This window comes from Nostoc sp. ChiQUE01b (genome assembly GCF_034531255.1).
Taxonomy (GTDB): domain Bacteria; phylum Cyanobacteriota; class Cyanobacteriia; order Cyanobacteriales; family Nostocaceae; genus Nostoc.
In genome coordinates this window covers 74,268-86,388 of the sequence record NZ_JAVRBM010000019.1, presented here as the reverse complement: position 1 = coordinate 86,388, position 12,121 = coordinate 74,268, and the positions used below count along the sequence as shown (strand labels likewise).

The following is a 12,121-nucleotide window of genomic DNA, read 5'->3' as shown; positions in this document are numbered from 1 at the left end:
ATTCTCTTCTAAGTGGTAAACTGCGAACCGAGAATCATCGTCCCAATCCCAACATCAGTAAAGATTTCTAATAACAAGGCGTGAGGAATGCGACCATCGATGATGTGTGCTGCACGGACTCCTTGAGCAAGCGATCGCACACAACAATTCACTTTAGGAATCATCCCACCGCTGACTACACCATTAGCAATCAACTCGCGGGCTTCGCGGATATCTACTTTCGGAATCAAAGTAGATTGGTCTTTGTAATCTTTTAAAATTCCACTGGTGTCGGTCAGTAAAATTAACTTTTCTGCTCCTAGTGCAGCAGCAATTTCTCCCGCTACAGTATCGGCGTTAATGTTATAAGCTTGCCCTGTCTCATCTGCGGCGACGCTGGACACCACCGGAATATAGCCATTGCTAGCGAGTGTTTCCAAAATCTTAATATTCACATTGCTGACTTCCCCCACAAAGCCGATGCCTTCTTGACCTTGGGAACGGGCTGTAAATAGATTACCGTCTTTACCGCAAAGTCCTACAGCCAATCCACCAGCTTGGTTAATCAGGGAGACAATTTCTTTATTAACTCGACCAACTAAAACCATTTCCACCACATCCATTGTGGCGGCATCAGTGACCCGCAAACCATTCTTAAATTGTGGTTCGATTCCCAGCTTATCTAACCAACTGTTAATTTCTGGGCCACCACCGTGTACTACAATCGGACGCAAGCCCACGCAGGATAAGAATACAATGTCGCGGATAACTTTGTCTTTGAGTGTGCTATCTTTCATCGCTGCACCACCATATTTGACAACAACAGTGCGACCGGCGAATTGTTGAATATAAGGTAGTGCTTCGCTGAGTACACGCACACGAGTGGCTTCAGCTTGCCTGATGTATTCAGAATCGTTGACCGTCATGAGGAGCCGCCGTTAAGAGTTAAAACCTATTTCAGTCAGTGTAGAAGACTTTGGAACATGCAACAATAACAGAAGGGGCATTGGTCAAAAGAGGCGATCGCCTTTCTTATTTATATATTAAAGTATAATTTTATACTTGTAAATCCCTGAATCAAAAATAAATTAAAAGTCAAAAGTATTTATTTGTAGCTACAATTATTTTTCTGCTGTCGTTATTTGGCATCTAGAATTAGAATATAGGACTCATATTTGATTGCGTGAAAAAAGTCGGTACACCTCTTCATAGTCTTCCTGACTGTTGCCTATTGCCTGACTACACAAGTAAGTTCAGAAATCAAACCGGATTCCTATACTATATGGTTTAACTTAGTGCCATTCCACTTAGGAAGAAACTTTCTCTCCGCAGCTTGGACAAAAACTGTGTGAAGGTTCAAGCTTAACCCCACAATGACGACAGAAGCTAGGTGATGGAGCTAGCTGTATTTTGGTTTTGCGTTCTAGAACTGCTTGGTAATTCCCAGAGTCAATCCACTTTAAAAGTTAATTTGTTCGTGCAACTGTAAAAGCTTGATCTCTAAGTGATAAACTTAATAGCTCAACAACTTTGTTGTACAGTGATAAAGATTGCACATCTCAAAGATTATTAAAGCTTGTCTGAAAAAGCGATCGCCTATATTGCCACCCAATTACAACCAAAATAAAACATGAAAACCTTTGAGTTAAAAATTTACTTTACCACTACTTAACTAAAAATTTCACAAAATATCTTCTAACTTTACCAACAGACTATTTGCTAACTCTACTAACCTGATATGAGCTGTATCAATAATGTTTTCACCACCAGCTAAGAGATTTTTTACAACGGATAACCTATCATCTACTTCAGAAATTCTCCAAGATTCTTCTAAGTTTACTGCAAAATCAAATAGCGATCGCTCTCCTAAATGCTCTCTTACTTTCACAGCTACACTATCATTACTCACCAAAAATTCTTTAATAGTATCTAAGTGAAAATTACCTAATATTTCATCATGTCCCCACGTTTCTAGCCAGTCTCCCTCCACATCTTCAACGTAAATATTGACAAAATCAACCCCATAAGTTAGCCAGTTTTGTTGCATTTGTCGCGCCGTCGCTAAAGCTTCAGCAAATGTATCTACTTGATTGTTGCAGTGAGTTTCTCTTTTATTAGGCATAAAAGCTGTAATTAGCACGTAAGTATATAGGCTAGACACAAATCTAAAATGTCAAATTCCTGAAAATTCACGAAAATTTTAAATATTTACCACCAGAAAGGTAATCACTGTTATACAGGGCCACGTTGACTAACTGGTTAACAAAATTAGTATCCTTGGGATTGTAACTTAAGAACAATCCTCTCTCGATTTCCCACGATCGCAGTGTATTTTGCCAAGCTTGATACTTTTGTTGATTGAGTTCTTCACTAACACTGGTAACTTGAATGCACAGTGGTTGATTGTTACGACTAACAATTAAATCTGTTGCCATAGAAAGGTCGGCTATATAACGCTGCCAAAAACTACCTTCTCGCTGAACAATATCTTGGGCTATTGATCTGATTATATCATTATCAACCTGATTAAATTCACCTGACATCAATTTTTGTTTCCAAATATAAAACTTGGAGTCACTTGCATTGAACCATTTAGGAAATAGATAACCATACCAATATCTCTCAATCGGCCTCATCATCTCGAACTTTGCTTTTTGTTCCTCTTCTGAAGGTAACGATTTAATCATCAGCCAAATTGTCGAATCCGTAATCACCTCTAGCAGAAAGGCAATGACAAAGGGTTTTGCAGTCAGGGAACCTGGCTTGATGTCTTTTACCCAACGATTGATTTCATCTAATCTTCTCGCTAAATTATGATCTATCGAGGAGGCTTGCTCGATAAGGGACTTTAGCTGATCCTTAATTTCTGTTGCTTGCAATCGATGCCCTACTTTCAGAAGATTACGCTTTTTTTACATATTGATAACTAGATTTTAACTTGAAAATGTCTTTAGTTCATTTCCTAATGTCATCAAATATTCTCTAGGTCGATGCCCTGTATACGTAAAGCCTCCCGCAGTCGAGCAATTTCTTGCTCTGCTCGTTCGGCGCGTTCTTCTGCCTCTTCGGCACGTTCTTCTGCCTGTTCGGCACGTGAACGTTCAAGTTCCGCCAACTCTTCTGATGATAATATTAATTGATTTTCAGTAGTGAAGAATCTTAATTTACCTTCATAAACTCCCAAATAAAGTTCTAACTGCTGACTCCACAAACGTCCATCAGTGGTTACTTGGATTTCTTGATACTTCCCATCAACTATATGAAATCCCTGAAGTTCCATTGTTACAGGATCAAACCAGAAATAATCTGGTGTACGGAAGGTATCTTGGTAAACTTGTTTTTTTAAACCTTTATCAACTGCTGTCGTTGAACTTGACAAAATTTCCACAATCAGGTTGGGATATTTGCCGTCTTCTTGCCAAACTACCCAACTCTTACGGTCTTTTTTCTCGGTTCCCAAAACTACAAAAAAGTCTGGGCCACGGAAATGTTCTGATTTTTTCTGGTTAGGACTGTAATAAATCGTCAAATTGCCAGAAGCATAAAAATCTTGCCTCTCTCGCCACCACAATTTAAGGATGCGAATCAGCAAATCGATTTGTTCTCGGTGTAGATCGCTTTCCAAGGGTGGTTCGTCACTAAGTATATCACCAGGAGGAAAAATAACTTCGTCCTCTGAAATATTATCAGAGATGATTTCTAGGGTAGCAGGTTCAGACATCAGCGATCGCTCCGCGATTTACGTTCATTTTACTGAAAATTTGGTAGCTTGCAGACGGCTTTGAAAACTTGTAATAACTCTATTGCACCGGGAGATTCATTCAGATTTAATAATGGCATTAACTGATAAATTGGCTGTTGTTCATGTCTTAAATGAACAAATTGATAACGCAGTCCGTTAGTTACTAAACCCCAAACTGATGGTTGTTGAGCTAAACTTTTAAAAGCATAAGTGAGTAATTGAGGTAAACCCTCAGTCACATCTACTCCACTGTTTTTCGTTTCAATTACTACAACCCAAAAAGGGGGTGCAATATTACTTTGAGGATTATTGATTGCTAAAATATCCATCCGTCCGGTAATTCTTCTGTCTTCATCTTCGATAGCGATCGCAATACTATCTTCCATTGTCAACCGAATCGGCACATCGTAAAATCCAGCTAACCGCATTAAAGGTGCAATCGTTAAAAATTTAACCAAACCTTCAGAAATTTTACGATCGCTTAAGTAACGATCAAAGTCGTTTCTGATTCTTAATAAATCCTGCTGTTCAAACTCAGAGAGTGGTTCTAGAGTTAAGAAGTCTGTGAATGAACCATTTGAAAGCTTTTCTAATTTGAGAAAGCGATGAACATCGTTGAGAGATAAGCTGCTGGCTTCGACAGTAAGCGTCATAATTTCAGGCTTTGTTTGTCAAGACTACTTACATTTTGCAACATTACCGGTAGATAGGTTGTAAAACGTTTTTACATTTCTCGATCGCTTGCTTTTGCTAGATGAAAATCAATGTAAACTAAATAACTTGCCAATTTCTACCTAGCTTAACGAAAATCTAAACACTGTTTAGCACAACTGGGTTAAGAATAGTTTTTAGTATCAATAGCGATCGCACTTATAACTAACCATGTCTCAACCAACTATAGAATCAATCCTCCAAGAGAAGCGCCTCTTCCATCCTGGCTCGGAATTCTCGCAAAATGCTCATATCAAAAGTCTAGAAGACTATCAGCGTCTCTACGACAAAGCCAAAGCTGATCCGCAGCAATTTTGGGCAGATTTGGCGACAACAGAATTAGAATGGTTCCAAAAGTGGGATACAGTATTAGACTGGCAACCACCTTTTGCTAAATGGTTTGTTGGTGGTAAAATTAATATTTCTTACAACTGTCTTGACAGACATCTCACCACCTGGCGCAAAAATAAAGCAGCATTGATTTGGGAAGGAGAACCAGGTGATTCCCGTACCCTCACATACTCCCAGCTGCACCGGGAAGTTTGCCAGTTCGCCAATGTATTGAAGCAACTGGGTGTACAAAAAGGCGATCGCGTTGGTATTTATATGCCGATGATTCCCGAAGCTGCGATCGCGATGTTAGCCTGTGCGAGAATTGGCGCACCCCACAGTGTAGTATTTGGTGGTTTTAGTGCTGAAGCTTTGCGCGATCGCTTAATCGATGCTAAAGCTAAACTGGTAATTACGGCTGATGGTGGTTGGCGCAAAGATGCGATCGTTCCTCTCAAGGAACAGGTAGATAAAGCCTTAGCTGATGGTGCTGTTCCTAGTGTAGAAAATGTCCTAGTTGTCAAGCGCACCGGACAAGAAATTTATATGCAGTCGGGCGGACGCGATCATTGGTGGCATGATTTGCAAAAAGGAGTATCAGCAGATTGTCCCGCCGAACCGATGGACAGCGAAGATATGCTGTTTGTCCTTTATACTTCTGGCAGCACGGGCAAACCGAAGGGCGTAGTGCATACAACTGCTGGTTATAATTTGTATACTCATATCACCACCAAGTGGATCTTTGACCTCCAAGACACAGATGTATATTGGTGTACCGCCGATGTCGGTTGGATTACTGGACACAGCTACATTGTCTACGGCCCCCTCTCCAACGGTGCAACCACGGTGATGTATGAAGGTGCACCCCGCGCTTCTAATCCTGGCTGTTTCTGGGATGTAATTGAAAAATACGGCGTTAATATTTTTTATACTGCACCTACGGCAATTCGGGCATTTATTAAGATGGGCGAACAACATCCGAATGCGCGAAACTTGTCTTCGTTGCGTTTGCTGGGAACCGTCGGCGAACCGATTAACCCGGAAGCTTGGATGTGGTATCAGAAAATAATTGGTGGCGATCGCTGTCCAATTGTGGATACTTGGTGGCAAACGGAAACTGGCGGTATCATGATTACACCGCTACCAGGGGCAATTCCTACCAAACCCGGTTCTGCAACTCTTCCCTTCCCTGGAATTATTGCAGATGTTGTGGATTTAGAAGGAAACACCGTACCCAATAACGAAGGCGGTTATCTAGCGGTGCGTCATCCGTGGCCAGGAATGATGCGGACAGTCTACGGCGATCCAGAACGCTTCCGCCGCACTTACTGGGAACACATTCCACCCAAAGATGGTAACTATATTTACTTTGCTGGTGATGGCGCAAGACAAGATGAAGACGGCTACTTCTGGGTAATGGGTCGTGTGGATGATGTACTGAATGTATCAGGACATCGACTCGGTACAATGGAAGTAGAATCAGCTTTAGTTTCGCATCCAGCAGTTGCAGAAGCGGCGGTAGTGGGTAAGCCAGATGAACTCAAAGGTGAAGAAGTAGTTGCTTTTGTGACTTTAGAAGGCACTTATCAGGGAAGTGAGGAACTGAGTAAAGAACTCAAACTGCACGTAGTTAAAGAAATAGGTGCGATCGCGCGTCCGGGAGAAATCCGCTTTACAGACGCTTTACCGAAAACGCGATCGGGTAAGATTATGCGGCGCTTATTGCGGAATCTAGCTGCCGGACAAGAGGTATCTGGTGATACTTCGACATTAGAAGATCGGAGTGTGTTGGATAAATTGCGGGGAGGTGCGTAAACAATGCAAATTTCTCAAAATAGAAGTCTGTTAACAACAAACTAATGGTCTGTCCCATTAGTTACGAGGGGTGAATAAGTTCGTAGTAAGGACTTTAGTCCTGGATTTTTAAGCACTGAAGTGCTTACTACAAAACCATAATATTTAATGGGACAGACCACTAACACAAAGCAATTCTTAATAATGTAGGGTAGGGTAGGCAAAACAGCCTGCCCTTATTCAAGAGTTAGGTTACATAGTTTCTGCAAATGATGAAAGTCTTAAGTCTCTGTCAAGCCTTTCTACTCAATTTAAAATTATCAAACAAAATAGAGAACTGCTATGGCAGGAAGTTAATAATTTTTGGAGCACATACCATACTAATCAGTTAGTTTCCAAATTTGCCGATCAAGACTGGAGATAAAACAATGGAAACCACAGCACCTTGGTATATTGGAAAACGGGCAGAATCTCTTGCCATTGTTTACTTAACTCGTCGTGATGACTTGGTTATTTCTCAACCAACACCAAATCAAGGATTAGACTTTTTAATCACAATTACCAAAGATGGAGTTTTTACTGGAAGACTCTTTGGTATTGAAGTAAAAGCAACCGATTATACATCTAACTTAAGTAAGCATAATGATATTTTCAAGTTAGACAAAGAGAGGTTGAATAGGCTAGAAAAATTCAAAGATTTACCATTCCCGGGTTGCCTATTTTTCTTTATTTTAGAGAATGATCAAGGTTATTATAAATGGATTTTAGAACCTAGAATAAATGGACAAAAGCAAGTTAGCTTGCACTTTAACGGAAATGATGAACTGAAAAAACTTGATGACAAAGAAATAGCTAATATTATTTTAAATGTAAATAGTTGGTATGACCAGAGAAATAATACATGAGTATGTACATACCAATTTATTCTTATAAAACAAATAGTTGTGTTCGCTCATACCTGAAATTTTAAAGACACCGTACAGTCAGTATATTGACACACTTCTTAGTGTATTGCAGACTTACTAATGCATCTTCACATTATTATAAGATTAGAACATTATTGAGGCATTCAGGGCGATGAAGGTGAAGTGCAAATCCAAATCAGCATTTGTTCAACCTATTGGCTGCATGATGCTGAGTATTATCAGTGTAATGGGGATATCACCATTAGTCTTAGCGGTTCCTTTCCAAGTTTCTATACATTCGCCAGAACAGTCTGCACGGAGACAACCACAAAAAATAGCACAAGCTTCAGGTACAGATGCACCAGAGCGATCGCAACTCCTACAACAAGCCAATGCTTTATTTAGTCAGGGAGACTTAACAGGTGCAGAGGAAAATTTACGCAAATTAGTTAAAAAGTTCCCAGAAGACGCCTTCGGACACTTTCAACTGGGAAATGTGCTTTTTCGGCAAAAGAAACCAGAAGATGCAATTAGCTCCTATCGAGAAGCCATTCGCCTCCGGCCAAAATACGCTCTAGCTTACAATGCGATTGGTATAGTTTACGCTAGTCAAGGTCGCTGGGAAGAAGCCATTACTGAATACAAAAAAGCTCTGGAAATTAATCCTAATTATGGTGAGGGGCTAACTAATTTTGCATTGGCATTGTGGCAAACAAATAAAAAAGATGAGGCACTATCTTCTTTAGAAAAAGCTTTAAATATTTTCAAAGAACAGAATAGAAATGAAAAAATTAACCAAGTAGAACAAATTTTAAAACAGATCAAAACTACTGATGAGCCTGGTGTTTCCTGAAAATCATCTTATTCAGTGGATAAAAGTTAAGAAGAGTTGCTGCGATCGGCTTTAAGGATGCTTTGCCAGAAATGCGATCGGGTATGAAGATTATGCGGCAGTTGTCGCATAATCTTGGCTCATGATTTGAAACTGATAAAGATAAACTAGCAGAACAGTGTATGCAAGTAAGACAAGAAATTTTTGATACCTATTGGCGATTTGCCACTATGCGCCAGGAAGTATTTTTCAACAAAATTAACAACATACCACCACCGTGGACGAGCGATCCGATCATTAATACTTATAAATTTTGTAATGCATATCGAGCAAGCGATCGCGTTTCACAATATCTGATCAAAAACGTAATTTACGATAAAAATAGGAGTAGGAATGAAGAAGAACTAATTTTACGGATTCTACTATTTAAAATTTTTAATAAAGTAGAAACATGGGAGTACTTAGAAAGCAAAATAGGAGATTATATTACACTGTCTAATTTTGACTCAAATATATATTCAGATATATTACAAGAGGCTATGAATCTTGGATATGTTATTTACACTAGTGCGTATATGTCTTGTGCCAGCAAAGAGTTTGGTTATGATAAAAAACACCAGAATCATTTGGCATTAATTGATAAAATGGTTGTCCAAGATAGGGTAGTCAATCGCATAGTCAAAGCCAAAAAATTTGAAGATGTTTTTCAGATAATTCAAGAATATCCATTGCTAGGTAAGTTTATGGCTTACCAATTAGCGACAGATATTAATTATAGTGAAATTATCAACTTTGACGAAAACAGTTTTACTATAGCAGGCCCAGGAGCCGAGCGTGGTATAAATAAGTGTTTTGTTGATACAGATGGAAAAACATATACTGATATAATTCGCTGGATGACTGAAAACCAAGAGAGAGAGTTTCAACGGTTAGGGTTAAATTTTCAATCACTTTGGGGTCGTCCGCTACAGGCTATAGACTGTCAAAATCTTTTTTGTGAAACTGATAAATATTGCCGATCAGCATTTCCTGATTTGAAAAGTAATCGCAAAAAAATAAAATCAAAATTTACTTCAACGCCTCAGCCAATTGATTATTTTTATCCGCCTAAATGGTGTATTAATGAGAAAATTAAAGTAAATTTATCACAAAGATTATCACAATTAGATATTCCTAATTTGCCAGGGCTATTTCATTCTAAAAAGTTGCTTGAGTGTGTCTAGTCGAAAAGAACATAAACGTTGAGCTTGTGCCATGTTTTTAAACATATTATCTCGGTATAAATTGAGTGAAAAATTACGAGCGAGGGCAAAAATCTGAGGCAAGGGGATAGTGCGAATTCTGGATGCATCTTCACCTTGAGTAACATCCCGAACGTAATGCACTCTATTCTCAACACCCCAATATCCTCTGATTCGTTCAGCTATTTTTTGAGCCGTTTCATTTAGAGATGAAATGTAATAACGAGTCTCAGTAGTTACTTCGATCAGATTGTGGGTGAAAACCCTCAAAGGTCTGACTTAACTTGGATCAAAGTGACAAGTCCGGGCCAAGAACGAATATTATCAAGTGTTTGACAAATACTGACATAACGCTTTTCGACTCGACCGTGCCCCAAATTTTATCTGTTCGCAAGTTAGCTCTGGTATAAAATTTGTTTGAACATCTTTGAATAGACCTTGCTGATTGCCTTTTAAAGCAGCAATATAATCATTCCCACTCTCTATAATCAACTCGCAAGTTTTTTTTGGGTATTAATTGCATCAAAGGCAAAAACAACTCCCTTTAAAGCTAGTTTTTCAATAAACTCAGGTATTGCTTTAATTTCATTGGTTTTGGCATTAACCTCACATGGCTCTAGAATAAATCCTCGCTCGACAATATAAGTACTGACCAGCATAATTGCTGGATGAGAGTCGGAGTTAGAATTATCATTTTCAATTTGGTACGAGCCTTTGAGGACTTTGCCGTCCAATCCAATAGTCTCTCCGCAAATTGGTTTGATGTCAAAGAATTTTGCCAGACATACGGAATACTGTGCGTAATCTATGTATAATAAAGCCCGACGCACGGTGCTGTAAGAAGGTAGTCTGTTTTTTGGGGGTTTTAAAAGGTCAATTAACTGCTCGTGGTAGCTTGAAATCCAATCTCCAATTGCTAAAAATCCTCTATTCCCTGCTGCGATCGCAAGGGTAAACAAAGCTAGGCATAGTGGAAGAGTATGGCGTTGTCCAGCACGGCGACGGGGGTCTTTTAGCCCAATAAAGGCTTCTATAATTGCGATTTGACACACGGTAGTAGATGCGTTGCCCAGAATTTGTGCGCTGACTATACCATATACTGCCAACATTTAGAATGAAATAGCCCTGCCTGACACCAAAGGCAAAGTAACAACAGAATAACTCAACGGATAATAAATGAAATACAAATATAATCTTGGTTAAAGCCTATGACTTCCTTATCGGCATTAACTTTACCTGACCACACCCAGTTACCAGACTCAAATGGTACGTTCGTGAAAAACTGGCAAGAGCATCCCCAAAGTATTTTACTCACTGACTCGATTACACTTGTCCTAGAGGAACTTCATCCTGATAGTCAATATTGTATTGGACAAGATTTAGGTATTTATTGGCGATTGACAGATCCTCCTGAGAAGGGGACTGAAGCACCCGATTGGTTTTATGTATCCAATGTACCACCGACTCTTGAAGGTAAAACACGGCGTTCTTATGTGCTGTGGAAGGAGTATGTTGCACCCTTGATTGTGCTGGAATTTGTCTCTGGAGATGGTTCGGAAGAACGAGATCAAACGCCGCCATCTCAAGGGGAAGGTGGAAATGTTGGTAAATTTTGGGTTTATGAGCAGGCAATTCGAGTCCCTTATTATGGAATTTATGAAGTAGCAAAAGCACAGGTGGAGGTGTATCACCTAGTCGATAATACTTATGAACTGATGCAACCCAATGAACGAGGACATTACCTAATTGCTCCTATAGGTCTAGAGTTAGGAATCTGGCAAGGATTTTATCAAAATGCAGAGTTACCTTGGTTACGGTGGTGGGATACACAAGGAAATTTACTGCTAACGGGTGAGGAACGTGCTGTGATTGAGCGACAAAAACGGGAGAGAATTGTAGAGAAATTGCGATCGCTCTCTGCTGAACAACTCAACGCTTTAGGAATTGACCCAGAAATGTTGGATTAGGAAATATCATTATCTATCAATATTACATCTTCATATATTTCTGCGATCGCACAACGAAAATCAACGCTAGCTAAATGCACCTCTTCTTTTTCATAAGGGTAAAGTACCCAATGTCCTTCCTGATTGCGGCGGAAGCATTCTACACTCATTCTGTCTGGTGAAATTAGCACATATTCTTGTAGTGATTCTAAGTGTCGGTAGCTGGTAAATTTCTTTCCTCTGTCAAAGCCTTCTGTTGAGTCAGAAAGCACTTCAATAATTAAGCAAGGATAGCACTTAAAATATTCAAATTCTCTATCTCGTGTATCACAAGTCACCATTACATCAGGATAGAAATAGCGATTTATGACATCAATTTGTGCTTTCATGTCTAACATATAAACACGGCAACCACTACCCCGGAGATGGTTTCGCAACAGCATAGATACATTCATGCTAACCGTGACATGAGCATCACTTGCTCCTGCCATTGCGTAGATTTGCCCATCAATGTACTCGTGTTTAATTTCACTTACTTTCTCGCCTTCTAAATATTCTTCTGGGGAGATATAGTACTCACTTTGACTAATGACCATTTTAGTACCTTAGTAGTTTTATCAAACATTTTAACTTATACAACA

Annotated in this window: 14 protein-coding genes; 5 read left to right on the top strand and 9 right to left on the bottom strand. The window is 39.5% G+C overall.

The window, feature by feature from the left end; all coding sequences use genetic code 11:
- Positions 1-8: 8 nt before the first annotated feature.
- From argB to RMY63_RS15100, 6 genes are all read right to left on the bottom strand, one after another.
- The gene (gene argB, locus RMY63_RS15120) at positions 9-905 is read right to left on the bottom strand and encodes an acetylglutamate kinase (protein ID WP_322729486.1); all 897 of its coding nucleotides are present in this window, start codon (positions 903-905) and stop codon (positions 9-11) included.
- A 381-nt stretch (positions 906-1,286) separates the two neighbouring features.
- Complete coding sequence (locus RMY63_RS41805) at positions 1,287-1,388, bottom strand: zinc-ribbon domain-containing protein (protein WP_416212519.1); 102 nt, start codon at positions 1,386-1,388, stop codon at positions 1,287-1,289.
- A gap of 272 nt (positions 1,389-1,660) precedes the next feature.
- The gene (locus tag RMY63_RS15115) at positions 1,661-2,101 is read right to left on the bottom strand and encodes a hypothetical protein (RefSeq protein WP_322729485.1); all 441 of its coding nucleotides are present in this window, start codon (positions 2,099-2,101) and stop codon (positions 1,661-1,663) included.
- Between the two features lie 67 nt (positions 2,102-2,168).
- The gene (locus RMY63_RS15110) at positions 2,169-2,858 is read right to left on the bottom strand and encodes a hypothetical protein (RefSeq protein WP_322729484.1); all 690 of its coding nucleotides are present in this window, start codon (positions 2,856-2,858) and stop codon (positions 2,169-2,171) included.
- A gap of 92 nt (positions 2,859-2,950) precedes the next feature.
- The gene (locus RMY63_RS15105; protein ID WP_322729483.1) at positions 2,951-3,700 is read right to left on the bottom strand and encodes a Uma2 family endonuclease; all 750 of its coding nucleotides are present in this window, start codon (positions 3,698-3,700) and stop codon (positions 2,951-2,953) included.
- Positions 3,701-3,729: 29 nt separating this feature from the next.
- Positions 3,730-4,374, bottom strand: a complete 645-nt coding sequence (locus tag RMY63_RS15100; RefSeq protein ID WP_322729482.1) for a restriction endonuclease subunit R — start codon at positions 4,372-4,374, stop codon at positions 3,730-3,732.
- A 229-nt stretch (positions 4,375-4,603) separates the two neighbouring features.
- On the opposite strand from RMY63_RS15100, the gene acs reads away from it, so the two are divergent.
- The 4 genes from acs (at position 4,604) to RMY63_RS15080 (ending at position 9,516) form a co-directional block, all read left to right on the top strand.
- Entirely contained in the window at positions 4,604-6,577 is a 1,974-nt protein-coding gene (acs, locus tag RMY63_RS15095; protein ID WP_322729481.1) for an acetate--CoA ligase, read from the top strand.
- A gap of 407 nt (positions 6,578-6,984) precedes the next feature.
- Positions 6,985-7,461: a DUF4365 domain-containing protein gene (locus RMY63_RS15090; protein WP_322729480.1), complete on the top strand. Its 477-nt coding sequence runs from the start codon at positions 6,985-6,987 to the stop codon at positions 7,459-7,461.
- Between the two features lie 172 nt (positions 7,462-7,633).
- Complete coding sequence (locus RMY63_RS15085) at positions 7,634-8,314, top strand: tetratricopeptide repeat protein (RefSeq protein WP_322729479.1); 681 nt, start codon at positions 7,634-7,636, stop codon at positions 8,312-8,314.
- A 161-nt stretch (positions 8,315-8,475) separates the two neighbouring features.
- Entirely contained in the window at positions 8,476-9,516 is a 1,041-nt protein-coding gene (locus tag RMY63_RS15080; protein ID WP_322729478.1) for a nucleotide kinase domain-containing protein, read from the top strand.
- Here RMY63_RS15080 and RMY63_RS41800 read toward each other — a convergent pair.
- Together RMY63_RS41800 and RMY63_RS15075 are read right to left on the bottom strand one after the other, a co-directional pair.
- Positions 9,481-9,804 (bottom strand): ISAs1 family transposase, encoded by a 324-nt coding sequence (locus tag RMY63_RS41800; RefSeq protein ID WP_416212518.1) that lies wholly within the window; start codon positions 9,802-9,804, stop codon positions 9,481-9,483. The two genes, RMY63_RS15080 and RMY63_RS41800, sit on opposite strands and share 36 nt — an antisense overlap.
- Before the next feature lie 218 nt (positions 9,805-10,022).
- Entirely contained in the window at positions 10,023-10,643 is a 621-nt protein-coding gene (locus RMY63_RS15075; protein WP_322729477.1) for an ISAs1 family transposase, read from the bottom strand.
- A 99-nt stretch (positions 10,644-10,742) separates the two neighbouring features.
- On the opposite strand from RMY63_RS15075, the gene RMY63_RS15070 reads away from it, so the two are divergent.
- Complete coding sequence (locus tag RMY63_RS15070) at positions 10,743-11,501, top strand: Uma2 family endonuclease (protein ID WP_322729476.1); 759 nt, start codon at positions 10,743-10,745, stop codon at positions 11,499-11,501.
- Here RMY63_RS15070 and RMY63_RS15065 read toward each other — a convergent pair.
- Entirely contained in the window at positions 11,498-12,076 is a 579-nt protein-coding gene (locus RMY63_RS15065) for a Uma2 family endonuclease (RefSeq protein WP_322729475.1), read from the bottom strand. The genes RMY63_RS15070 and RMY63_RS15065 overlap by 4 nt on opposite strands.
- Positions 12,077-12,121 lie beyond the last annotated feature (45 nt).